20 protein-coding genes and 1 tRNA gene are annotated in these 25118 nt (G+C 59.5%); 16 read left to right on the top strand and 5 right to left on the bottom strand.

The window, feature by feature from the left end; genetic code table 11:
* Position 1: 1 nt before the first annotated feature.
* The 10 genes from FZE95_RS00105 (at position 2) to fdhE (ending at position 10862) form a co-directional block, all read left to right on the top strand.
* On the top strand, positions 2-1012 hold the full coding sequence (locus FZE95_RS00105) for a hypothetical protein (protein WP_223824910.1): 1011 nt from the start codon (positions 2-4) through the stop codon (positions 1010-1012).
* 94 nt (positions 1013-1106) lie between these two features.
* A complete protein-coding gene (locus FZE95_RS00100) occupies positions 1107-1568 on the top strand; it encodes an HPF/RaiA family ribosome-associated protein (protein ID WP_150298792.1) in 462 nt (153 codons plus the stop codon).
* A gap of 89 nt (positions 1569-1657) precedes the next feature.
* Positions 1658-2089, top strand: coding sequence for a DUF1810 domain-containing protein (locus tag FZE95_RS00095; protein ID WP_150298791.1), 432 nt, complete (start codon positions 1658-1660; stop codon positions 2087-2089).
* A gap of 93 nt (positions 2090-2182) precedes the next feature.
* Entirely contained in the window at positions 2183-2698 is a 516-nt protein-coding gene (locus tag FZE95_RS00090; RefSeq protein WP_163983642.1) for a hypothetical protein, read from the top strand.
* 315 nt (positions 2699-3013) lie between these two features.
* Positions 3014-4954, top strand: a complete 1941-nt coding sequence (gene selB, locus FZE95_RS00085; protein ID WP_150298790.1) for a selenocysteine-specific translation elongation factor — start codon at positions 3014-3016, stop codon at positions 4952-4954.
* A 20-nt stretch (positions 4955-4974) separates the two neighbouring features.
* Positions 4975-5070: transfer RNA gene (locus FZE95_RS00080), tRNA-Sec, on the top strand.
* Between the two features lie 157 nt (positions 5071-5227).
* The gene (fdnG, locus tag FZE95_RS00075) at positions 5228-8290 is read left to right on the top strand and encodes a formate dehydrogenase-N subunit alpha (RefSeq protein ID WP_190324473.1); all 3063 of its coding nucleotides are present in this window, start codon (positions 5228-5230) and stop codon (positions 8288-8290) included.
* Between the two features lie 12 nt (positions 8291-8302).
* Complete coding sequence (fdxH, locus tag FZE95_RS00070; RefSeq protein ID WP_150298789.1) at positions 8303-9238, top strand: formate dehydrogenase subunit beta; 936 nt, start codon at positions 8303-8305, stop codon at positions 9236-9238.
* Positions 9235-9936 (top strand): formate dehydrogenase subunit gamma, encoded by a 702-nt coding sequence (locus tag FZE95_RS00065; protein ID WP_150298788.1) that lies wholly within the window; start codon positions 9235-9237, stop codon positions 9934-9936. The genes fdxH and FZE95_RS00065 overlap by 4 nt, the downstream gene beginning before the upstream one ends.
* A 35-nt stretch (positions 9937-9971) precedes the next feature.
* Positions 9972-10862, top strand: a complete 891-nt coding sequence (fdhE, locus tag FZE95_RS00060; RefSeq protein WP_150299312.1) for a formate dehydrogenase accessory protein FdhE — start codon at positions 9972-9974, stop codon at positions 10860-10862.
* A gap of 283 nt (positions 10863-11145) precedes the next feature.
* Here fdhE and FZE95_RS00055 read toward each other — a convergent pair whose 3' ends face one another.
* From FZE95_RS00055 to FZE95_RS00045, 3 genes are read right to left on the bottom strand one after another with little or no spacing between them, the layout of a single operon-like run.
* Complete coding sequence (locus tag FZE95_RS00055; RefSeq protein WP_150298787.1) at positions 11146-12600, bottom strand: efflux transporter outer membrane subunit; 1455 nt, start codon at positions 12598-12600, stop codon at positions 11146-11148.
* Positions 12593-15772, bottom strand: coding sequence for a multidrug efflux RND transporter permease subunit (locus FZE95_RS00050; protein ID WP_150298786.1), 3180 nt, complete (start codon positions 15770-15772; stop codon positions 12593-12595). The genes FZE95_RS00055 and FZE95_RS00050 overlap by 8 nt, the downstream gene beginning before the upstream one ends.
* Positions 15769-16944 (bottom strand): efflux RND transporter periplasmic adaptor subunit, encoded by a 1176-nt coding sequence (locus tag FZE95_RS00045; protein WP_150298785.1) that lies wholly within the window; start codon positions 16942-16944, stop codon positions 15769-15771. Before FZE95_RS00045 ends, FZE95_RS00050 begins: the two co-directional genes overlap by 4 nt.
* Before the next feature lie 218 nt (positions 16945-17162).
* Between FZE95_RS00045 and FZE95_RS00040 the strand changes: the two genes are divergently transcribed.
* Both FZE95_RS00040 and FZE95_RS00035 read left to right on the top strand, forming a co-directional pair.
* Positions 17163-17429 carry a DUF2798 domain-containing protein gene (locus FZE95_RS00040; RefSeq protein WP_150298784.1) on the top strand — a complete coding sequence of 89 codons (267 nt, stop codon included), beginning with the start codon at positions 17163-17165 and terminating at the stop codon, positions 17427-17429.
* An 83-nt stretch (positions 17430-17512) separates the two neighbouring features.
* Positions 17513-18511, top strand: a complete 999-nt coding sequence (locus FZE95_RS00035) for an Lnb N-terminal periplasmic domain-containing protein (protein WP_150298783.1) — start codon at positions 17513-17515, stop codon at positions 18509-18511.
* 25 nt (positions 18512-18536) lie between these two features.
* Here FZE95_RS00035 and FZE95_RS00030 read toward each other — a convergent pair whose 3' ends face one another.
* A complete protein-coding gene (locus tag FZE95_RS00030; RefSeq protein ID WP_150298782.1) occupies positions 18537-19589 on the bottom strand; it encodes an AI-2E family transporter in 1053 nt (350 codons plus the stop codon).
* Between the two features lie 176 nt (positions 19590-19765).
* Between FZE95_RS00030 and FZE95_RS00025 the strand changes: the two genes are divergently transcribed.
* From FZE95_RS00025 to FZE95_RS00015, 3 genes are all read left to right on the top strand, one after another.
* Entirely contained in the window at positions 19766-20203 is a 438-nt protein-coding gene (locus FZE95_RS00025) for a nucleoside deaminase (RefSeq protein WP_150299311.1), read from the top strand.
* Between the two features lie 162 nt (positions 20204-20365).
* Positions 20366-22495: a catalase HPII gene (gene katE, locus FZE95_RS00020; protein WP_150298781.1), complete on the top strand. Its 2130-nt coding sequence runs from the start codon at positions 20366-20368 to the stop codon at positions 22493-22495.
* A 139-nt stretch (positions 22496-22634) separates the two neighbouring features.
* Positions 22635-23360, top strand: coding sequence for a glutamine amidotransferase-related protein (locus FZE95_RS00015; protein WP_150298780.1), 726 nt, complete (start codon positions 22635-22637; stop codon positions 23358-23360).
* 11 nt (positions 23361-23371) lie between these two features.
* Here FZE95_RS00015 and FZE95_RS00010 read toward each other — a convergent pair whose 3' ends face one another.
* Positions 23372-24559: a hypothetical protein gene (locus FZE95_RS00010; protein ID WP_190324441.1), complete on the bottom strand. Its 1188-nt coding sequence runs from the start codon at positions 24557-24559 to the stop codon at positions 23372-23374.
* 69 nt (positions 24560-24628) lie between these two features.
* Between FZE95_RS00010 and arfB the strand changes: the two genes are divergently transcribed.
* Entirely contained in the window at positions 24629-25042 is a 414-nt protein-coding gene (gene arfB / locus FZE95_RS00005) for an alternative ribosome rescue aminoacyl-tRNA hydrolase ArfB (protein ID WP_150298779.1), read from the top strand.
* Positions 25043-25118: the final 76 nt, after the last annotated feature.

The following is a 25118-nucleotide window of genomic DNA, read 5'->3' as shown; positions in this document are numbered from 1 at the left end:
TATGACCCACACCACGGACCCGGACGCGCGACAGCCGATGACGACATCACCCGAGCCGCCGAATTTCAGAGGCTACCTGTGGGGTGTTGCGGGCGGTCTGGTCGGGGCAGTGGCAGCCTTCTGTCTGCTGCTGACGTTACTGGATCAAACCGGGAATCTGCCGCCCCCGGCCTTTTCGAACAACCTGTGCGCCGATGAAAAGCTCGAGTTCCTACGAGCCAACCATGCTCAGAATCCGAACCTGTTGGTCATGGGCTCATCCGTGGCGTGGCGTCACGTCGACAGCAATACCTTGATAAAGCACGCGCCGGGGATCCGGCCGCTTAACGGGGCGTTCTGCGGGATGCATGCCAATCAGTCTGTGTATATCGCCGACTGGTTACTTGAGCGGGAGCCGGGCATCGAGCAGGTGGTGATGCTGGTTGATCCAATCGATTTTGCGGGCTGCAGCGTACTGCCCGATGCGCCCTTCGATAAACAGGATATCGACGCCTTCGTATACGGTGACGCCTGGCGCTGGCAATACTATATGCGTTATTTCTCGCCGGTCTCGTTGTTGCGTAACGCCCAAACGGTACAGGCTCAGCGGTCCAACCTGGACGAAATGAACCCCCTGGTTTTCAATCGTTTCGGTGACGGTCCGCTGAACACCCGAGGTTCGCGCGGTTTGTTCTACGGCCAGCCGGAACCGCTCGATCCGGTCTGCTTTGACGCACTTGCTTCCATGGCGCGGCGGCTTCAGCATGAAGGTAAGCTGTTCACTATCGTCACATCACCGCTCAATCCCGACTGGAAGGCCAAATTTGACCCGAAGGGCGAACTAGGCACCCGATTCAATCAGGCGCTGGCTAAAACCTTAGGTGGTACAGGCGCCCGGCTGTGGGATGGTGATAACGGATGGGAACCGGGCGCAGCAGCGTTCATTGACGCGATACATATGCGCTGGTCGGCTGCGAAGGGTTTCACTGAAGCGCTGGCGGAAAAACTGCCTGATCACCGGCGCGGTGCCTAGGGTCTGTTGCGTCCGGAGAGTATTTGACCAACACGCTGAACCTCGTGGCTGAGTCCGGCTCCAACATACAAGCACGTCACATCAGGAGCCGTATATGCAAGTTCAGGTCAACAGCAATCACATTGAGGGCAGTGCTCAACTGCAGGAATGGGTTGGTTCGACAGTCGTCGAGCAGCTGGAGCGGTTTGAGGAACTGCTCACGCGGGTCGAGATACATGTGAGTGATGAGAATGCCCAGAAGGGCGGAGCGCAGGACAAGCGATGCCAGATCGAGTTTCGTCCCAAGGGCCACCAGTCCATGTCGGTATCGCACAAGGCAGAGTCGCTGCATCTGGCAGTCGAGGGTGCCGCAGCCAAGGCGCGTCATGCGCTTGAGCATTTGACCGGCAAGCTGGACGCGCGGCCCGTCACCAGTCGTCAAATCGATGATCCACTGGGCGAAGAGGGTCCGCCAGGCACACGCGATGCGCTGTTGCAGGAAGAATTCCTCGCCAAGCAGGGGGAAGAGCCTACGGAGCTCGATGATGACTCCGAGCAGAAATCACCGGGAAACTGAATCCCCGGGCGCAGCCTGCGGGCTGCGCCGCTTCGCGCAAACCACCTTCTGCGATTCGCCCATCGTTTGAACCAACCGAAGGCAGATCCATGAACGACCCTTATCGATTACAACGCTTCGTCGATGCCCAGCAGCCCGTATACGAATGTGCTCTGGCTGAGCTGCGGGCGGGCAACAAGCAAAGCCACTGGATGTGGTTCATATTTCCCCAGATTTCCGGCCTGGGGCGCAGCGATATGGCGCAGCGTTATGCCATTTCCGGGCTCGATGAGGCGCAGGTTTATCTGGCGCACCCCACGCTCGGGCCACGGCTGCTTGAATGCTCCCAGGCCCTGCTACAGCATATCGGCAGCTCGCCGCGCGCCATTCTCGGGTCGCCGGATGATATGAAGTTGCGCTCGAGCATGACCTTATTCAACTCAGCGGCCCCACGGCAGGATGAATTCAGGCTGGTGCTGGACGGATTCTATGAGGGCAAGGCCGACGAGCACACACTGAATCTGCTCGACATGCCAGCTTGATCCGCCGCACGAGGTGCTTTCATCCGCAGGGTTGAACTTGCCTGACGCCGCAGCTTCTAATTTCTTTCATAGTAAGTCTGGAAGCCGGTAGTCATGATAGTAACCCCCGATACGCCCAAACCATCCGAAGTCGAACGCGAGCAGGCCATGTTCGTTTCGCCGAAGGACAGGTTGGATTTTTATCGAAACGAGATCCACAACGAGGCGGGTAATCTATCTGCCCGGACCAACTCCTACCTGTCTGCCCAGTCTTTCCTAGTCATCGCCTATGGCTCGTGTATGGCCAACATGAATCCCGACTGGGGACCCATCTTTACGCTGGTTGTGCCGCCGACTCTCGCTCTGCTGGGTATTCTCAGTTCGCTGAATGCATGGCCGGGCATCAAGGCCGCCTGCGATATCATCGACCATTGGTACGAAAAGCAGGCCAGTCTGCTCAGTTGTGAGCCGGCGGTCGGTCATATATATGATGATTCGCCGCTCTTCTCCAGTTGGGAGTCAAGCATCAGGGGCCAGCGCAAGTCGCTGCTTTTCTCCATGCGCTCACCGTTGCTGTTTTCTGCGTTCTGGTTGTTTTTTGGCGCATTTTCCATCTGGCTTCATCTGTAGCCACGGCTGGAGGCTTAAGGCCGGAAGCTGAAAGGGAGGGGGCGGGGTTGTTGGTAATCTTTGAGAGCTCGTTCGGGCAATGAAAACAATGCTTGGGAGTGATGTCCAAGTTGGAGGTTCGGGGAGGTTCGAGCACCAGCTCGTACCAGCGTCACCCAAACGAGCTCGAAGGGCCAAACAACGACCCCAGGCTCTCCCTTCCAGCTTCCAGCTTCCAGCTTTTTCCCTCCCAGCTTCTATGGTGCTACATGGCACCGTTGATGAGGGTGGTGGGCTGTGCTCCCATGAAAACCGAAGTCTGTTGAGGAGAATCTTTTGATCGTAGGTACCGCCGGGCACATCGACCACGGCAAGACAGCCTTGCTGCAGGCATTGACCGGTGCCCGGGGTGATCGCCGGCGGGAAGAGCGTGAACGCGGCATCACCATCGATCTGGGGTATGCCTATGCCGACCTGGGTGCCGATCAGCCCTGTGGTTTCATCGATGTGCCGGGCCACGAGCGGTTCGTGCATAACATGCTCGCAGGCGCCAGTGGCATTGATCTACTGCTGCTGGTGGTTGCCGCCGATGACGGCGTGATGCCGCAGACCCGTGAACACCTCTCCATCGCCGAACTGCTTGGCATTCCACGCGCCCTCGTGGCGATCACCAAAGTCGACCGGGTTGAGCCCGCGCGGTTGCACGAAGTACAGCAGCAGGTCGCAGCGCTGCTGGCCGCCGGCCGCTTTGCCGGGGCCCCGCAGTTTGCCGTGTCAGCGGTACAGGAAAAGGGGATAGATGTATTACGCAGTGCGCTTGCCGCCGAAGCACGGCAGGCACTTGAACGCAGCCAGGTCGGGCATTTCCGCCTGGCCATCGATCGTGTATTCAGCGTTGCCGGTGCCGGCGTTGTGGTCACCGGCACGGCGTTCGCCGGTCAGGTCTCTGTGGGTGATGAGCTTAAGCTGAGCCCGTCGGGCAGAACGGTCCGTGTGCGTGGACTGCATGCACAGAGCCAGAAAGTTGATGAAGCGCACGCAGGCCAGCGCGTGGCGCTGAACATCGCGGGCGATCGCGTGACAGTGCAACAGATTCACCGGGGCGAGTGGCTGGTTGCGCCGGCCTTGCATGCGCCTGTCACCCGGGTGGATATCCAGCTTGACCTGCTTGCCAGCGAGGCGAGAGCGCTACGGCATTGGTCGCCGGTGCATATCCACCTGGGGGCGCATGATCTGACGGGGCGTGTTGCGTTACTGCAGGAGCAGACGCTTGAACCCGGTGGCAGAGCATTGGTGCAGCTGGTACTGAACGCGCCCACGCATGCTGTGCATGGCGATCGGCTGGTGCTGCGTGACCAATCGGCACAACGCACCATTGGCGGCGGTCAGGTGCTGGACCCCTTCGCTCCGGCGCGCCATCGCCGCACCCCTGAGCGCATAGCCCAGTTGCAGGCCCTGGCCGCAGGCTCGCTGGAAGACGCCTTTCCTGGCTTGCTCGAACAATCGCATCAGGGGCTCGAGCCCTGGCGTCTGGAACGCCAGTTCAACCGTCCTGCTGGAAGCTGGGCGTTACCGGCGGGTGTGCTGGCAGTCGCCACGCGCCAGGGCCCCCGACTGTTCAACGAGCCTGCCTGGCATACGCTGCAGAATGAGCTGGAGGCCAGGCTTGGCCAGTTCCATGAGCAACAGCCTGACGAGTTGGGGCCAGATCGCGATCGCCTGCGCCGTTATGCCATGCCCGGGCTGGAACGGCCTGTTTTTGTGGCACTGCTGGAATCCCTGTTGGCCGCCGGGCGTATCGAGGCCAGCGGTCCCTGGCTGCATCAGCCCGGGCACAGGGTGCGTCTTACTGCTGATGAAGAGCGCCTGCAGTCGCAGATCTGGCCGTTGCTGGAGGAGGGCGGGTACGATCCGCCGTGGGTACGTGATCTGGCGCGAACCCTGGAACGGGAGGAGAGCGAGGTCCGTCTTCTGCTACGCAAGCTCGCGCGGCTCGGGCAATTACAGCAGGTGGTGAAGGATCTGTTCTATCCCGAAGGTACGTTGCGCAGCCTCGCGGCGGCCGCGATGGAACTCGCCAGGCGCAACGGCGTCATAGCCACAGCTGATTTTCGTGACCGCATCGGTCTCGGTCGCAAGCGCAGTATCCAGCTGCTTGAGCATTTCGACCGTATCGGCCTGACCAGGCGGGTCGGCGATCTTCGCAGGATCAGGCCGGACAATGCGCTGGCCACATCTGAGGTTTCCACTACACTCACGGCCAGGGTCGCTGAGTAGCATGCCGCTGAGCAACATATGGAAGGCATTCGCGTCCGGTGGCGCGGCCGGGCTTCAAACCCGGTTGGGGGCGGCAGCCGTTCCCGGGTGAGTTCGACTCTCACTGCCTTCCGCCATACTATCCGGAGATCCGGGGGCAGCGGAACCAAGCACAGGCGGCGAAGTCAACACTTTGAGCTAGTTCTCAATCTGCGCCGTAGAAGCGCGCCGGATTTGCCATTCAAGCACCTGTATGGGTGGCTGATCCCAGGTATCAAGGAGACCTCCGTGTCCGTGAACGTATCCAGACGAAGCTTTCTGAAGCTAGGGGCAGCGGGTCTGGGCGCATCGAGTATGGCGATGATGGGGTTCGCCCCGGATGAAGCCGTTGCGTCTGTCCGCCATTTCAAACTTTCCGGCTCCACAGTCTCGCGCAATATCTGCACCTATTGCTCGGTGGGCTGTGGCATGTTGCTGTATTCACGCGGCGACGGAGCCATCAACGTCATCGATCAGATCTACCACGTCGAAGGCGACCCGGATCACCCGGTCAGCCGTGGTTCGCTGTGCCCGCGTGGCGCGGGTGTGCTTGATTTCATCAACAGTGAATCCCGAGTCAAGTATCCCGAGGTGCGCGACCCCTACAGCAACGAGTGGCGGCGCATCAGCTGGGACGAGGCGCTGGACCGCATCGCCCGGCTCATGAAGGATGACCGGGATGCGAATTTCGAGACCCATGACGAACAGGGTCGGCTGGTCAATCGCTGGATGACGACTTCAATGGTCGCTGCCTCGGCGACGACCAACGAAACCGCCTATATCACGCAGAAGGTCACCCGGGCACTCGGCATTCTCAAGCTGGACAACCAGGCGCGCGTTTGACACGGACCAACGGTGGCAGGTCTTGCCCCAACATTTGGTCGCGGTGCCATGACGAACCACTGGGTCGATATCCGCAATGCTGATGTCGTGCTGTCCATGGGCGGTAACTCTGCCGAAGCACATCCTGTGGGCTTCCGCTGGGTCATGCAGGCCAAGAACCAGAATAACGCCATACTGATCTCGATTGACCCGCGTTATAACCGCACCACGGCGGTGGCGGATTACCACGCGTTCATTCGGACCGGGACGGACATCGTATTCCTCGGTGGCTTGATCAGTTATCTGATCGAGAACAACCGCTATGCGCAGGAATATGTGCGCGAATATACCGATGCCAGCCTGATCGTTCGCGAAGGCTTTGGTTTCGAGGAAGGGCTGTTCACTGGCTATAACCAGCAGGACCGTACCTATGACCGCGAAACCTGGAATTTCGAAACGGATGAACAGGGCTTTGCTCGCACCGATCCGACCCTGCAGCATCCGCGCTGTGTGTTTCAGTTGATGCGCCAGCATTACAGCCGTTACACCCCTGAGCAGGTTGAAAATATCTGTGGCATGAACCGGGAAATGGTCCTCAGGCTCTGGGACTTGATGGCGCAGACCTCCGCGCCTGACAAGACCATGACCATCCTCTATGCGCTGGGCTGGACGCAGCACTCCATCGGTTCGCAGATTATCCGCTGCGGTGCCATGGTGCAGTTGCTGCTGGGCAATATGGGCATGCCCGGCGGCGGGGTGAATGCCCTGCGTGGCCATTCCAATATCCAGGGGCTGACTGATATCGGGCTGCTGTCGAACCTGCTGCCCGGTTACATGAACCTTCCCTCCGCAGACTTGCAGGATTACCAGGCCTATATGCAGACGCGGATCAAACAGCCGTTGCTGGAAGGCGAGGTCTCCTACTGGAAGTATTACGAGCGTTTCTTCGTCAGTCTGATGAAAGACTGGTACGGCAATATGGCTACCGCGGACAACAACTGGTGCTACGACTGGTTGCCCAAGCTCTCCGAGCCGATCTACGACGTGCTCTACGCGATCAATGACATGACGGAGGGCAAGGCCAACGGCGCGTTCTGCCAGGGTTTCAACATCCTCGCAGCGTTCCCGGACAAGGCGAAGGTGTTCGAAGGACTGTCCAAGCTCAAGTTCTTCGTCATCATGGATCCGCTGACGGTGGAAACCGGCGAGTTCTGGAAAAACTTCGGTGAATTCCATGATGTGGATCCGTCGCAGATCGGCACTGAGGTGTTCCGTTTGCCGACCACCTGTTTCGCTGAAGATGATGGATCGATCACCAATAGCTCGCGCTGGCTGCAGTGGCATTTCAAGTCTGCGCCGGGACCCGGTGAATCCATGACCGATACCACCATCATGGGCGCCTTGATGCTGCGGTTGAAGAAGCTGTATCAGGAGGAGGGCGGTGCCTTCCCCGATCCGATTCTCAACCTGAGCTGGAATTACAGGAATCCGGCTGCCCCTACAGCTGAGGAGCTCGCACAGGAGTACAACGGCCGCGCACTGGAAGATGTGCTGGATCAGGAGGGCAACGTTATTCGCCCGAAAGGCCAGCAGCTGAAGGATTTCAGCGAGTTGCGCGATGACGGTACCACTGCATGCGGGTGCTGGATCTATTCCGGTGCCTGGCCGCAGGAAGGCAACATGATGGCGCGTCGGGATAACTCCGATCCTTACAATACCGGCAATACGCTGGGCTGGGCGTGGGCCTGGCCGATGAACCGGCGCCTGCTCTATAACCGCGCTTCGGCACGGCCGGACGGCACGCCCTGGGCGCCGAACAAGGCGTTCATATGGTGGAACGGTGAGCGTTGGGTAGGCGCGGACGTGCCCGACTTCCCGCTTACTTCGCCACCTTCTGCCGGGGTTGGGCCTTTCATCATCACGCAATCCGGAGGCGGACATTTCTTCGCGGCTGAATGGTTGAATGAAGGACCCTTCCCGGAGCATTACGAGCCGCTGGAATCCCCGATCAACCGCAACCCGATGAGTCCGACCAATGCCCTGGCGATGAGCAACCCGATTGCCCGGGTATTCGAGCGGGATCGGGCGAATTTCGGCAGCAACGAGGAGTTTCCCTACGCGGCGACTACCTACCGACTGACCGAGCATTTCCACTACTGGACCATGCACGTGCGTCTGAACGCCATTGCGCAACCCGAGAAGTTTATCGAAATGAGCGAGGAGCTCGCCGAAGAGCTGGGTATCGCAGTGGGCGAGAAGGTGCGGGTCAGCTCCAAGCGCGGATTCATTCACGCGGTGGCGGTGGTGACCAAACGGATGAAACCCATGCAGGTGGATGGCAGAACGGTCCATCACATCGGCATCCCGATTCACTGGGGCTTCAAGGGTGTTACCAAGAAGGCGCATCTGACCAATACCTTGACGCCCTTCGTTGGTGATGGAAACACGCAAACCCCGGAATTCAAGTCGTTCCTCGTGAACGTCGAGAAGCTATAGAGGAGATGCCGAATGCGAGGTGATCAAATTAACCTGCAGAACGTCATCGCCCGTTCGGCGACGACGGTGCCTTCTCCGCAAGTGCGCCATGGCGGCGTGGAGAAGGTCACCAAGTTGATCGACGTATCGGTGTGTATCGGCTGCAAGGCGTGCCAGGTAGCGTGTTCGGAATGGAATGATCTGCGTGACGAAGTAGGCGAGTGTGACGGGACCTACAACAATCCGCAGGATCTGACGCCCGAATCATTCGAGGTGATGCGGTTCTCCGAGTACGAAAATGAGCAGGGCAATCTGGAATGGCTGATCCGCAAGGATAACTGCATGCATTGCGCCGAACCGGGTTGCCTCAAGGCGTGCCCGGCACCCGGAGCGATCGTGCAGTACGCTAACGGTATCGTCGACTTCAACTCCGAGCATTGCATCGGGTGCGGTTACTGTGTGGCCGGTTGTCCCTTCGATATTCCGCGCATCTCCAAGAAGGACAACAAGGCGTACAAGTGCACCCTGTGCTCGGACCGGGTGTTCAATGGCCTGGAGCCGGCCTGTGTCAAAAGCTGTCCGACCTCGGCGATCATGTTCGGCACCAAGGAAGACATGCTCGATTATGGCGCGGGTCGGGTCGAGAATCTTCAGGAACGCGGTTATGCCAACGCCGGGATCTACGATCCGGCTGGCGTGGGCGGCACCCATGTGGTGTATGTGCTGCAACATGCCGACAAGCCAGAGATATACAGCGGCCTCCCGAAAGACCCGCATATCAGCCCTACGGTCGAACTCTGGAAGGGCGTCACCAAACCGATCATGTCCGCGTTGTTGGGCGCGTCGGTCCTGGCTGGCTTCTTCCATTACATGATCAAGGGCCCCAAGGAAGAGCCTGAGGATGATCCGGATCCCGAAAAGGCGGCGCAAGCCCGGGAGATTGACCGTCGCGAGGAGGACCGGCCATGAGTCATTCCAACGTGAACAAAGGCATCCTGCGCTATGGCTGGTGGTCACGTACCAACCACTGGATAGTTGCGATCTGCTTTGTGTTGCTGACGTTGAGCGGGCTGGCGTTGTTCTACCCGGCGTTCTTCGGGCTTACCGCGCTTTTCGGCGGGCCTGAACCGACGCGGATAGCACATCCCTATATTGGCGTGTTCATGAGCATCTTTTTTCTGATTCAGGCAGTGCGGTTTTTCACCGACAACCTGTTTCGCCGATACGATGTGCAGTGGGTGAAGCACATGCCCGATATGCTCAGCAACCGGGATGACCGTTTGCCTGCGGTGGGCAAGAACAACGCCGGGCAAAAGGCCGTGTACTGGATCTTCCTGCTGACGGTGCCGATCCTGCTGATCACTGGTGTGGTGCTCTGGCGCCCGTGGATTGCTGACGGCATGCCAATCTGGGCCTTACGCTGGGCGGCGATGATCCATGCCTTCACAGCCTTTATCGCCATCATCACGCTGGTCATTCACGTGTATTCGGCGATCTGGGTCAAGGGCTCGGTTCGCGCGATGACGCAGGGTCGCGTCAGCCATGCCTGGGCTCGCCATCATCACAAACTATGGTATGACGATGTGGTGAATAACCGTGACCCTGAGGGGCAAACCCGTCCGCAGGCCAGAACAACCACAACCCCTGAACGACCCAAGGAGCCGTAGTGAATCATACATACGGAAGTGCACCATCCGGCATCATGGACCCGCCCAAGGTCGCTCTGGCAGGAGCAGGTCTGTTTCAGAAACGTGCTACGCGGCTGCGTGAGTTGATGGTCCAGGTGCCGCCGCTGGATGAGTTCCTCGAGTTCATGGCCCGCGTTGTCCAGGCCCAGCATCAGGTTCTGACTGAACAGGAGCCCGGCTGGAAGCCAGCCGAGGGTGCATTCGACGAAGCGCTCAAGCATGGTTTGCCACCGCTTGGTTTTCAGTCGTTGCTGCGCGATGTGAATTGGCAGAGCGATCTGTCTGCATTGCTTGATAGCGTCGAATTTCATATCGGTCAGCGGCAACGCGCCTTGCTGGAATCGCTGCGAAACAAAACAGCTGAGGAGCTCGATGCGATCGCGGTGAATGTGCTGGAAGCGGGTTCCGGTTCGCATGATGACCGGCCGCTTATGCCGCTCGTCGCGGCTGCGCTCCAGGTGACCTGGGTACGACTGGCGCAAGCTCTGCCGCGCGCGCCTGACAAGCCTGGTATACAAGCCGAAGCGCTATGTCCCACCTGCGGTAGCCCGCCGGTTGCCAGCGTCATTCACGGTGAACAATACCGCAGCGGTGTACGCTATCTGCACTGCAGTCTGTGTGCGACCGAATGGCATCTCGAACGGGTCAAATGCAGTCTGTGCGGGGAGGGCGGGCAGTTGACCTATCTCGGGTTGGATGATGAAAACGGCAAGCCTTTCCTGCCGATTCAGGCCGAAGCCTGCGACCATTGCGATCATTACCTGAAGGTGGCGCTGCGCGAGCTGCATGGCCGCGCCGATCCCGTTGCGGACAATCTGGCCAGCTTGGCGCTGGATGTGATGCTGGCCGAGGAAGGCAAATACTCGCCCAGCGGTTATAACCCGCTGTTGATCATCGGGGACTGATTACTCGCCCAGGGGTGTAGCGTGCCCGCGCTACGCCAGCTCAGCCGCGACACCAAACCCGCCAGGCGAGTCCGAACGCAGGCCGGGGCCAGTCAACCCCAGGAAACCCTACCTTCGGAAACCCGGCTCTGACGCTATTCCTGGGGGGTGTAGCGCGCCTGCGCTACGCCAATGCCTCCCTCCACGCGCACTCTGTACCCGGCCCAGGGCCCGCAGCACCCACAGGAAGATGCGGGCGGCTCCTGGGGGTGTAGCGCGCCTGCGCTACGCCAGGGTTTGGCTTTTACTCCGCCAGCTGTCTTGGCGCCGTCGTCCCGCCCCCCAGCGCCACATAAAGCTCGATCAGATTCTGCACCTGCGCGCGTTTGATCTGTACGTACGCCTGTTCCGCCTGGAACAGGTTGCGCGACGCATCCAGTACCTGCAGATAATTCACCACGCCTTCGGCGTAGCGGTCTTGCGCCAACTCGGCGATCTCTCGTAGAACCTCGACATTCTCTTCCTGTGCAATCAACTGCTCGGCCAGAAATTGCCGGCCGGCCAGCGCATCCGACACCTCCCGGAAGGCGGTTTGAATGGCGTCCTCGTATTCTGCAACAGCAATATTTTCGCGCGCCTGGGCCACCGTCAGGTTGCCGCGGTTTCGGCCGAAATCAAACAGCGGCAGGCTGATGGTGGGCCCGATACTCCAGGTTTCGTTGTCACTGTTGACGAGCCCGTCCAGTTCGCTCGAGGCATACCCGAAGGTACCTGTGAGCGAAATCTGCGGAAAAAATGCAGCACGTGCGACGCCGATATTGGCCCGCGCGGCGCGCAGCGATTCTTCGGCGGCAATAATATCCGGCCTGACATACAGCAGATCGGAGGGCAGCCCGGCGCGCAATGTGGTTTCGCTGATCTGCTGAGTCAGCGGCAGAGGCTCGGGCAGGGTGCGCTCAATCTCTGCGCCGACCAGTTGCGCCAGAAAGTTGCGCTGCTGCGCCTGGGTCAGCCGTAGCCCCGCCAGTTCGGTTTCTGCCTGGGTCAGCAGCGCGCGGGCCTGGTTCCAGTCCAGTGCAGAGGTAATGCCGGCGTCAAGACGCACCCTGGCGATACGCAGGCCGTCCTGGCGGCTTTCGAGGGTTGCCTCGGCGAGCCTGATACGCTCTTCCGCCTCAAGCAATGCCAGGTAGGTTGAGGCGACATCGGCAATCAAGGACAGGCGAAATGCCCGCTGCGCTTCAAGCGTACCCAGATACTGCGCTCGGGCGGCTTCGGTCAGGTTGCGTACACGTCCCCAGAAATCCAGCTCAAAGGCCGAAACGCCCAGGCCCAGCGAGTAGCGCTCAACGATCCCACCGCCGGCTCCGGCAGCGGCACCGGGGGATCCCGGCGACGCAGTCGCCCCGCCGGCACCCGCGCCGGTAGGGTAGCGGCCCCGGGTCACTTCGGCATTCACGCCAAGCGTGGGATAGCGGCTCGCGCCCTGGACCCGATAGAGGCCGCGCGCTTCCTCGATACGCTCGATGGCTATTTGCAGATCGCGGTTGTGTTGTAACGCGGTGGTGACCAGCTGCCGCAAGCGAGGGTCAGTAAGGAACGCTTGCCAGGCGATATCGCTGGCGACGGCTTCGCCCCGTGCCGGCGCATACACCTTGGGATAAAGCGCTGCCGTCGGCTGCTCGGGTCGTTGGTGTTCCGGAGCCAGCTGGCAGCCGGCGGTAAGCGCTATCAGCAGAACAGAGCAGGTTTTATTCATGCGCTGGCTGCTCCTTGTTGCCGTCGGAGTTGTCCTCATTGTCGGAATTGTCCCGCACGCCGGGAGGGCCCTTGCGGCTTAACCAGCGCCGGACTGACATGTAAAACAGCGGGATGTAGAACAGGCCAAGCAGTGTCGCGACGATCATCCCACCCATGACACCGGTGCCGACTGCGATCCGCGAGGCCGCGCCGGCACCGCTGGATAGCACCAGCGGCAGCATGCCGAGAATGAACGTAAGCGAGGTCATCAGTACCGGGCGGAAGCGCAAACGTACTGCACTCATCACCGCATCAATGAGCGATTTGCCGCGTCCTTCCTCTTCGATGGCGAACTCGACAATGAGAATCGCATTCTTTGCCGACAGGCCGATGATGGTTACCAGGCCGACGTTGAAGTACACATTGGCGGGCAAGTCTCTGAGCATCGCGAACAGGATCGCGCCCAGGCCGCCAAAGGGCACCACCAGCAACACGGCAATAGGGATGGTCCAGCTTTCATAGAGCGCCGCCAGCACCATCAGCACGACCAGTAGAGACAGCCCGAGCAGCATGCCCACCTGACCCGAGGCCTGCTGTTCCTCGTAGGATGCGCCGGACCATTCATGGGCGAAGCCGGCGGGCAATTGCTCCATCAGCTGCGCCATCTCATCCATGGCTTCGCCGGTGGTATGCCCTTGCGCCGCGTTGCCCGAGAGCGTTACGGCGGGATAGCCGTTATAGCGCTGCAGCTGAATCGGACCGAGGGTCCAGCTTGCGTTGGAAAACGCGCCAAAGGGCACATTTTCGCCTTCGTCGTTCAGCACCTTAAGATCGAGTACGTCTTCGGGCGTCATGCGAAACTGTGAATCCGCCTGCAATAGAACCTGTAACACCCGGCCATCGAGGTTGAAGTCATTGGCGTAAGCACTGCCGAACGCTGTGCCTAAAGCGGTGTTGACATCATTGATCGACAGGCCCAGGGCGCGGGCTTTGATCCGGTCGATATCCAGCCGCAACTTGGGCGCCTCATCGGCACCTTCCGGACGCACGCCCTCCAGAATCGAACTCTCGCTAGCCAAACCCAGGAGCTGGTCCCGGGCGTCGAGCAGCGCCTTGTATCCATTGCCGCCGCGGTCCTCCAGCTTGAAGGAAAAGCCGCCCGATACGCCGAGCGCGGGGATGGATGGAGGATTCAGCGCGAATACCTGGGCCTGTTTGATCTGTGAAAAGGCCCCCATGGCCTTGCGTACCAGAGCCAGCGAGCTTTGCTCTTCATCCGGCCTGTCAGACCACGGGGTGAGTCGCACGAACGCCATGGCATGCGCCTGACCCTGGCCGAAAAAGCTGAAGCCGAACACGCTGACCACATCTTCAACGGTCGGTTGGTCGGCATAGAACGCCTGTACCTGCTTGACCGCCGTGGTCGTGCGCTCAATCGTGGAGCCCGGTGGGGCCTGAATGACTGTCATCACCGAGCCCTGATCCTCATCGGGCAGAAAGGCGGTCGGCATGCGTACAAAGAGCAGGGCGGTCAATGCCAGGAGCGCGATAAAACCCAGCAGAAAAATAAGCGGGTGGGCCAGTACGAAACCGACTCCGCCGTTATAGCGATCGGTCATGTATGACATGCCGCGGTTGAAGGGGGCAAAGATACGTTTGCTCCAGCCAGGCTTGTCCTTTTCCTTCTCTGCTGGCTTGAGAAACGCAGCGCACATGGCGGGCGTCAATGTCAGTGCCAGCAGGGTGGATATCCCGACTGCGATGGAAAGGGTGACGGCGAACTGGCGGTAAATTCCGCCCGTGGAACCCGGGAAGAACGCCAGCGGCACGAACACCGCGATCAAGGCCAGCGTGGTGCCGATGATTGCCGCCGATACCTGCCCCATCGCTTTGACTGCGGCCTCGTAGGGGGGCAATCCTTCCTCATCCATCAAGCGCTTGACGTTTTCCACGACCACGATGGTGTCGTCCACCAGCGTACCTATCGCCAACACCAGTCCGAACAGGCTGAGCAGGTTGATGGAAAATCCCAGCAGCCAGAGTCCCAGGCAGGTACCGATCAGTGTGATGGGGATGACGATAGTGGGGATCAGTGTGGTGCGCCAGCTCTGCAGGAACACCAGCATCACCAGCACCACCAGTGCCATAGCCTGCAGGAGGGTCAGCAGTACCTGACGGATGGATGCGGAAATGAAGGGCGTGGAATCGAAGGGGACGGTCCAGGCAATGTCCTCGGGAAATCCCGCCTCGAGTTCTCTCATCCGCTGCTTGACAGCTTCGGCGGTATCCAGCGCGTTGGCGCCGGGCGCAAGCTGCACGGCGAGGCCGGCAGCTGGTTGACCATTGAGCTCGCTGCGCGCAGTAAAATTCTGCGCGCCCAGTTCGACGCGGGCGACATCCTTGAGCCGAATCACCGAGCCGTCACTGTCGGCGCGCAGGATGATCTCTGCGAACTCATCGGGGTTGCTGAAGCGCCCCTGGGTTTCGATGGGCGCATTAATCTCGATGTTTTCGCTGAGAGGTGGTTCGCCGAGGGAGCCGCCGGCTGCCTGACTGTTCTGCTCGCGCACGGCGGCCATGACCTCGGCAGCCGAGATGCCGAAGCTCGCCAGCCGGTCGGGATTCAGCCAGATGCGCATCGCGTAGGGCGTATAGAACTCGCGAATATCTCCGACGCCCTGGATCCGGCGCAGTTCGCTGATGATATTGGTGGTTGCGAAATGGCCCAGCTCCAGGCTACCCATGGTGCCGGTCTTGGATACCAGCGAGACGATCAGTGCGAAGCTGGATGAGGCCTGATAGACGCGTATACCCTGACGTCGCACTTCTTCCGGCAAACGTGGCTCCACGCGGCTGAGCATGTTCTGCACTTCCATCTGCGCGACGTCGATGTCGGTGCCGGCCTGCAACGTGAGGGAAATGGACGCCGTGCCGTTCGAGCGGCTGGTCGAGTCCATATACAGATAACCCTCTACGCCGTTCAGCTCTTCCTCAATGACCTGCGTGACGTTGGTTTCCAGGACCCCGGCATCTGCGCCAGGATAGGTCACGTTGATGTTCAGCTGGGGCGGGGCGATCGAAGGGTACTGTTCGACGGGCAGGGCGCGCAGGGCAAGGATGCCTCCGAGCAGAATGCCCAGCGCAATGACCCAGGCGAATACTGGACGGCGAATGAAGAATGTCGGGGTCATTGCGCGGCGGCCTCATCCTGCGCCGGCGCACCAGCGCCTGGTGGCTGCCCGGGGTCGTAGGGCTCCGGCGTTACCGGCGTACCGGGCCGGGCCTTCTGCCAGCCTTCGACAATGACTGTTTCGCCGCGCTCGAGACCTTCCAGGATGACCCACTTGCCGTCATACATGCTGCCGGTTCTTACTTCCCGCGATTGCGCGACATCCTGCTCGTCCACGACCATCACGCTGGCACCGCGCTCGTTCATGATCACCGCGCGCTGCGGCAAGAGAATGCTGGCGGGGCGCGTTCCTACTTCAACCTGAGCCTCCACAAACTGGCCGGGCAACAACAGGCGATCGGGGTTCGGTACCTGGGCCCGTACTGCGACGGTGCCGGTGGCGCGGTCAATCGACATGGCCAGAAAATCAACATAACCGGTATGCGGATACGGCTCGCCGTTCTCCAGAACCAACTGTACCGGGACCTTGCCTTTCTCCGGCATTTCCAGTGCCCCGGAAGCGATCTGGGCACGTACCGAGAGCAGGTCGGAGCTCGATTGTGAGAAGTTTACGTAGACCGGGTCGAACTGTTCGACGCGGGTCAGCAATGTTCCGTTGGCCGCGCTGACCAGAGCACCGACAGTCACCTCTGCGCGTCCCGCTACACCGTCAATGGGAGACTCGACACGCGTATAACCGAGGTTGAGTTCCGCTGTCTCCACCGCAGCCTCGGCCTGGGACACATCCGCGCGGGCGGTACGCAGGCGGGCCAGCGCTGTGTCATATTCCTGCTGACTGATCGCCTGTTTGGCGACCAGGCCCTCGTAACGTTTTACATCCTGGGCAGCATTGGCGGCGGTCGCCTTAGCGCGGTCGAGTGCTGCCTCGGCTGAATTGATATTGGCCTGCATTTCCCGCGGGTCGATCTGGAATAACTGCTGGCCGGCTTCGACGTCCGTGCCTTCTTCATACAGCCGCTTTTGAATAATGCCGTCGACCCTGGCGCGGACTTCGGCGACAGCTATGGCTTCGACTCGCCCCGGTATTTCAACGACGTTGGCGACCGGCTGGGTTTCGACGGTTACAACCGATACCGTGGGTGGTGGTGGCTCGGGACTGGTTTGTTCTTCATCGCAGGCGACAAGGAAAAGCGGGGCCAAACAGAGAATCAGGCGCTGGGGCAGTGACTGCATTGACGTCTCTCTTGTGATTATTCCGCGACGGAGGTCTTGATTGAAGTATCAATCTCGACACCGCTGCGCGCGTGTGGGTTCCTGATCGGCGGCCCTTGTCTCGGCCAGCGATGCGACAAGCAAAACCAGATGTTATCATTTGCGACCCGCACTCCCGGGCCGCTCCGGTGTGATCACCGGTCTGGCCGATGATTCCGCAACGCTTACGAGAGTATCTCATGTCTTCGCAACCTCCCTCATCCCGCTCGCAGCGGTTCAAACTGCCGTCGCGCTATACGCCTTTTGCGGTGGCATTCTATATGTCCAGCATCATGGCGTTTCTGATGTGCCTGGTGATTACAGCAGCGAACGCGGGGTTGGGCCAGGGCTATGTCGGACAGGTATGGCAAGCTTACAAGGTAGCCATGCCCAGCGCCTTTCTCTGCATACTCGCGGTCAGGCCACTGGTGATCAGGCTGGTGACCTGCACTGTCCATAGCAGCTGAGGCTGTCACGCGGTATCGCCGGTACACCTTCGGCTTCAGGGCGGCTAGACTGACGCTGACCAAAGCCCTTACGGACCCGCTTGATGCTTCGCACCCTGTTACTTTCCCTCGGAACACTGATCATCATCCTGAGCTGCGTATGGGGAAGCATGGCGCTGTGGTTCCAGCTGCCATGGCCTCCGGCCGGGCGTATCGGGTTGATTGTTGTCTGGGGTGGGGCCGCTCTGGGTATCCTGTGGTTGATCTGGACCGGCGCCGTGGGTCTCGGCCTGACCGGATATGCGCTGCTGTTCGCCTTGCTGATGGTGTGGTGGGGCAGCCTGGAGCCGAGCCATGAGCGGCAGTGGGCCGATGACCTGGCGCGGATTACCCAGGGCGATATCAATGGCCAGCAGGCTACGCTGCACAACGTACGCAACTTCCATTGGCGCTCGGTGGATGATTATGACGTGCGCTGGGAAACCCGCCGTTATGATCTGGGCACTTTACGCTCGGTTGACCTGATCACGTCGCAATGGGGGATGCCAGGGATTGCCCACATCCTGGTGTCCTTCGGCTTCGATGATGGGGAGTTTATTACCTTCACGGTGGAGATTCGCCGCGAGCGGGATGAGAGCTTTTCTGCAATTGGCGGGTTTTTCAAACAGTTTGAGCTGGACGTGCTCGCCTCGGATGAACGCGATGCCGTTCGGGTACGAACCAATGTGCGCGGCGAAGAGGCGCACCTCTATCGCGTCGAGATGCCGGAGCCTGCCATGCGCGATCTGTTCGTGGCGTATGTCGAGGAGGCCAACCGGCTTGCTGCGCAGCCGCGCTTCTACCATACCGTTACCGCGAACTGCACAATCATCGTTTACAACATGATGGAGCAGATCGTTGATGGGTTGCCGATAGACGTGCGGCTGTTGCTATCGGCGTATCTACCTTCCTACGTCAAAGACGTAGGTGGCCTGGTGGACAGGCCGCTGGAAGCGCTGAAGGACCGTGGTAATTTTACCGAACGGGCACGGCAGGCTGAGGATGACGAGGACTTTTCCCAGGTGATCAGACGAGGCGTGCCGGGTTGGGAATCGATTCCTTGAGCGATGGCGGTCTGGATGTTCCGGCTTATCGCTTGGCTTCATCGCTCATCAGGATGCCCGCCCAACGCGTTTGGGGCGAGGCATCCAGTGCCAGCTTGGCAACCATCGTCAAGGGTATCGATAGCAGCATCCCGACCGGGCCGAACACGTAGCCCCATATCAGTAATGACACCAACACCACCAAAGGCGAGAGCCCTAGACTCCGACCCATGAAACGTGGTTCCAGGATGTTGCCAATCAGGGTGTTGACGGCAACATAGAGGCCGAGCACGCCAAGACCTTCTGCTATGCCCAGACCGAGAAAGGCGATCAGAACGGCCGGGACCGCAGCGATGATCGAGCCAATGGTGGGAATGAAGTTCAACAGCCCTGCGACAATTCCCCACAGAATCGGAAAATCTACCCCGATAACCAGCAGACCGATACCAATCACCAGGCCGGTTGCCGCGCTGGCTGCTGTCTTGATCAGCAGATAACGGTATACCGAACGGAGAAAGCGGCGTGCACGTACGCGCGCCCGCCGCCGATTGGGGAAGGCTGCGTCAAGTTTGTCGGACAGGGTGCGTTCTTCCAGTAGCAGGAACATGAAGGCGAGCAATACCAACAGCGATGTCGCGGTGAACTGGCCGAGCCCGCCGGCTATATCCCGCGCCGCACCGGTGATGGTCGGGGTCGCAGGTAATGACAGTTCTCGCGGTAACAGATCGGGCGGCAGGCCTCGTTGCGCAATGAATTCACGCAGCTCCAGCATCCAGCCGGTAAAGCGCGCCTGATAGATCGGCGCCTGGGTTGCCATGCTCTCGGCAGCGCCCTTGAGTGCAAGGAATAACAGAAAAAAGGTGAAACCTACGACAGAGAACAGCGCTAGAATGGACACCGGCCCGGGCACGCCCCGGCGCTGCATCCAGGTGAGCGGCGGGGCGCTGATAATGGCGAGAAATACCGCCAGCAAAATGGGCGTGACGATATGGCTGATCGCTTTCAAGCCACCGAGCACGACAACCAGCGCGGCCGCGCCGAGCAGCCAGTGCAGACTGACGGAAAAGGATGTTGGTTGGGAGGAGAACTGCGGTTGCATCGAGAATCCTTGCAAGTAAGCGCGGGGGCGCCATCATAAGGCGGAATCCCTGTCAGCTACAGGGGTGGCACTGCTAAAAATACGATCTTTGCAACGCCGCTTTTGGATGCATAATGCGCTTAGCCCGACTGTCCGTGCTGGTCACGTTGGTCAGACCCTTCAACCCGGGAGTATCCATGGATCCATTCATGCAGTGCGCTATTGACGAAGCCCGTGCCGGCGCCGCCGAGGGTGGCATTCCCATCGGCTCGGTTATCGTTCATGACGGCAAAATAATCGGCCGCGGACACAACCGCCGCGTGCAACAGGGCAGTGCCATTCTGCATGGAGAAATGGACGCGTTCGAGAACGCGGGACGCCAGCCTGCGTCCGTCTATGCCAACTCGGTGCTATACACCACGCTTTCGCCATGCCCGATGTGCACCGGTGCGATCCTGCTATACGGCATTCCAAAGGTGATTGTCGGCGAGAACCAGACGTTCCTGGGTGAAGAGGAGCTGCTGCGTTCGCGCGAAGTGGACGTTCAGGTGTTACAGAATCCCGACTGTCTGGAGCTGATGCAACGGTTTATTTCAACCAACCCGGCGTTATGGAATGAAGACATCGGTGAATAACAGCGGAGTTGACTGATTTACAAAAACAATAGCTGGCATTGAAAAAGCCTATTTCGCCGTAGACGAACGAAACCGTGGTGACAGGCTCCGATACTGAGACCCCTCCTGCGGCAACCGAAGCACCGCTGTGAGGATCCTCCTTCATTCAGTACGGAGAATCATATGTCCAGCGACAATAAAAGTGATCTGGCGGGCACCGATACTACCGATCGCGGCAATTCCAGTACCAAGATTGATCAGCTTGAAGCCTACCGAGAAGACGCCACGGGCAAGTCACTCTCTACCAATACAGGCACCAGGATTGCCGACAATCAGAACACGCTCAAGGCGGGAGACCGCGGGCCGTCGCTACTCGAAGATTTCATCATGCGTGAAAAGATCACGCACTTCGATCATGAGCGCATTCCCGAGCGCGTCGTGCACGCCCGTGGATCCGCTGCGCACGGTTATTTTCAGGTCTATGAGCCCTTGTCAGATCTGACCAAGGCTGACTTTCTGAACGATCCGTCCAAGAAAACCCCGGTTTTCGTGCGCTTTTCAACCGTGCAGGGTCCGCGCGGCTCGGCGGATACGGTGCGCGACGTACGTGGTTTCGCCACCAAGTTCTATACCGATGAAGGCAACTTCGACCTGGTGGGCAACAACATGCCGGTCTTCTTCATCCAGGACGCCATCAAGTTTCCCGACTTTGTGCATGCGGTGAAGCCCGAGCCGCATAACGAGATCCCCACCGGTCAGTCCGCCCACGACACTTTCTGGGACTTTGTGTCGCTGACGCCTGAGTCGGCACATATGGTGCTGTGGACCATGTCTGACCGCGCCATCCCCGTGCACTATCGCGCAATGCAGGGCTTTGGCGTGCACACCTTCCGCATGATCAATGCGCAGGGCAAGAGTGTTTTCGTCAAGTTTCACTGGCGTCCTGTGTCAGGCGTATATTCGCTGGTCTGGGATGAAGCGCAAAAGCTCGCCGGCAAGGACCCGGACTTCAACCGCCGCATGCTCTGGGAAGACATCGAGAAAGGTGACTATCCAGAGTATGAGCTTGGCCTGCAGGTGGTACCGGAGGAGGATGAGCACAAGTTCGACTTTGACCTGTTGGATCCCACCAAAATCATTCCCGAAGAGCTGGTTCCTGTGCGTATCGTCGGGAAGATGACGCTCGACCGCAATCCGGACAACTTTTTCGCCGAGACCGAACAGGCCGCCTTCCATATTGGCCACGTGGTGCCCGGTATCGATTTCACCAATGATCCGTTGTTGCAGGGCAGGCTGTTCTCCTATACCGATACGCAGTTGCTGCGCCTGGGTGGTCCCAATTTCAACGAGATTCCGATCAACCGGCCGGTATGTCCGTTTCATAACAACCAGCGTGACGCTCCGCATCGCCAGACAATCAACAAGGGGCGCGCTTCCTACGAGCCCAACTCGATCGATGGTGGCTGGCCGAAAGAAGCCCCGCCGGCTCCCAGTGGCGGTGGTTTCGAATCCTATCCGGAACCGGTTTCAGGCACCAAGATCCGCAACCGCAGCGAATCCTTTGGTGATCATTTCTCCCAGGCAACGCTGTTCTGGAACAGCATGAGCGAGCCGGAGAAGGAGCACATCATCGGCGCCTACAGCTTCGAGCTGTCCAAGGTTGAGCGGATGTTTATTCGTGAACGCCAGGTAAACGAGATCCTCGCCAATATTGATCTCACCCTGGCCACTCGCGTCGCGGAGAATATTGGCGTTGCCGCGCCTTCCGGGCCGACAGTTCCGCCGCGCGCGCTGAGCCTGAAGGAGTCTCCGGCACTCAGCCAACTCCACCTGCTGGCTGGGAACATCAAGTCACGGAAGGTGGCCATCCTGATTGCCGACGGAGTCGAGGAAGCTGATATCAGTTTCATCATGAACATGCTCGAGCAGGAAGGCGCGATGGCCAAGCTTATCGCTCCCTCCGCCGCGCCGGTGAAGACTGCGCAAGGTCAAAGTCTGGTGCCAGACGCTTCGATGGAAGGCCTGCCGTCAATTGCCTTCGACGCAGTGTTCGTGCCTGGCGGTGAAGCCGCTGTCGAGGCGATGAAAGCGAACGGCACCGCACAGCATTACCTGCTGGAGGCCTATAAACACCTTAAGGCCATCGCCTTGTGTGGTGACGCCGGCAACCTGGCGAGCCACCTGCGCCTGGACGCCGATGAAGGCTTGATCAGTGCACCAACCGCCAAGGATCTTGGCGACAAGCTCGTCGTAGCGATGACCAAACATCGGGTCTGGGCCCGCGAACCTAAAGTCAAAAGCATCCCGGCGTAGGACACGCCAGCCCCTTGTAAGGAGTCGGCCCCGCTTCCGGATTGAGGCGTGGCCGATGTCTTGCCATCCCGGTCCACTCCGCTCATGATTCAAGCATCTCAGCCGTGTGCTGCTGGGCGTTATTTGACGGGAGGAATACGTGAAGATCGGGATTTTGCAGTGCGACGATGTGACCGAGAATCTCCAACCGAACCATGGCAATTATCCGGACATGCTGCTGAGGCGGCTAGAAGGGCATGTCCGAACTTCAGATGTCGTCATCTATCGTACACATGACGGCGAGTTGCCTGCCTCCATCGATGAATACGACGGCTACTTGACTACTGGCAGCCGGTTCAGTGTCTATGATCCGCTACCCTGGATCGAAGCGCTGGAAAACTTCCTGATCAAGCTATGGGAAGCAAAAAAACCGCTGGTAGGGATATGCTTCGGGCATCAACTGATTGCCAGGGCTCTCGGCGGCGAGGTCGAGCGATCCGAAAAGGGTTGGGGCGTCGGTGTCTCCTTCAATCAGCTTGTGCAGCGCAGGACCTGGATGGACCCCTGGCAGGACAAGCTGGATCTGGTTGTCAGCCACCAGGACCAGGTGGTGGAGTTGCCAGCCGAGGCTGAAGTGCTGGTAAAAAGCGACTTTTGCGAATACTACGTGGTCCAGTACGGTGACCATTTTCTCAGCATTCAGGGGCACCCTGAGTTCTCCAAGGAGTATTCGAGGGATCTCATGGCGGCACGTCAGGGGATTATTCCGGATGTCCGTCTGCGAGCAGGTAACGCCTCGCTCAGTGCTGATGTCGATGGCGAGCTGATGACCAAGTGGATGGTCAACTTCATGCACGAGGCGTTGGTCCTTCGACGCAACGCCTGATGCCATCGTGACTATAGCTGGCCGAAACGGTTTGCGTTGGCAAGCATGCTGGCCTGGGTCCGTGGGGTCTGCCCCATGGGCCCGTACCGGTTGTTGGTGTTGGGCCAGCTGATAGGCTGTGCATAGAGCGCAGGGGGATGCCGGCTGCCCAGGGCCGTCTCGAAGGCTTGGGTGATTCGCTCCGGAGAATAACCCCGCGCGTCATCGGTTGGCATCGCTGACTGTCTGCGATCAACTACCTCGCCACGGAAGAACATTTCCACACGCAGAACCAATCCCCAGCGCGGCGCAAAGTTAGCCTCGCGCGGGAATCTCAGCTCGGGGACGATGTCGGCAAAGAGAATGTTGCGGTGCAGGTTACGGCGATACTGTGCCAATAATACGTAGTCTTCGACCCGGGTGTGGGACAGGCTGCTGCCGATCACGATACCGGCATAGCGGATGGCGCTGCGCTTGCCGAGTATCTGGTTCAGCTCGATGGACTCGGAAAACTCCAGCGTGTCTTCATCCTCCTGCCATTGCACATGCGTTATGAAGCGCAGGTGCTGGGTATCATCCAGCGGGCGCCCCAGATCCCAGCGGGTCCTGACCCGGTAGCCGTCACTGTTGAACCATGAGGCGCGATTGTAGGATTCCAGTTGCCAGGGACCTTCGCCGACATCCCACAGGCGCTCGGCGGTGAGTCGCACATAGGGATCCAGCGGAAAACGAAACTTGATACCCGCTCCAGCACTGGTTTCCCAGCCAATGGTCTTGTCGTCACCGCCCAGCTGACTCAGCCCGAGAATGGTGTTGCCGCTGCCGGGCTGTTCCGCGCCGAGGCGATTTGCCTGCTGTTCCGAGAGCGTGCCCTGGGTTTCTTCCGGATCGCTTTCGATGATCAGCCGCAACCTGTCCTTGGTTGTAGGCAGATCGAGTTTGAAGCGAATGCTGGTGTCATTGTCGATGCCTTCGCTTTCCTCCCATTCGAATTCCTGGCTAAGGCGCAGATAGGAACGGTTGCGTACAGCGAGGTGCTCGTCTGTTCCAAAGAACCCATCGATGCTGCGTGAGGAATTGTTTACCCAGCGCGAAAGGCGATCGTGAAGCGGGTCGATACGTTCGACTGTCCAGTCGGGAAGGTCGCTGTCTCCAGACGGCTCGGCAACTGCGGTGAAGGTCAACATCATCAACATGCCGGGCAGCAGGCTTTTGTGCATATTGCTGTACTCCTTTAACCTTGGGGCCAGAATAGCCATCCTGTTTCGCCAACACGGAGAAAAACCCTGATGATCAAGCTGCTCTACGGTGTCGAGCTCGATGAGGCGGAGGTGGAAGTGTCCGCCATTCGCTCCCAGGGCGCGGGCGGGCAGAACGTTAACAAGGTATCCAGTGCGATTCATCTGCGGTTCGATATAAACAGGTCCAGCCTTCCTGATTTTTTCAAGGAAAGGCTGCTCGAGCTGTCGGATTCGCGTGTTACCAAGGACAAGGTAATAGTGCTCAAGGCGCAGCAATACCGAACCCAGGAACAGAATCGCGAGGATGCCTTCGCCAGGCTGGCTGAGCTGATCAACAGCGCGGTTGAAATCAAGAAACAGCGACGGCCGACCAAGGCGACCAAGGCTTCGAAAAAGCGGCGGGTAGATAGTAAGACCGCGAGGGGGCGGGCGAAGGTATTGCGGGGAAGGGTGGATATCTGAGTTTGTGGCGGCGCTGTAAACCAGGCTGGCCTGGGGGCCAGCATCGCCGCGGGTCGCGCCTTGTATGGTTTTCCTA

The organism is Pseudomonas profundi, from assembly GCF_008638305.1.
Lineage (GTDB): Bacteria > Pseudomonadota > Gammaproteobacteria > Pseudomonadales > Pseudomonadaceae > Halopseudomonas > Halopseudomonas profundi.
Note: the sequence above shows the minus strand (reverse complement) of the source record. Positions and strands in the feature narration are given on the sequence as shown.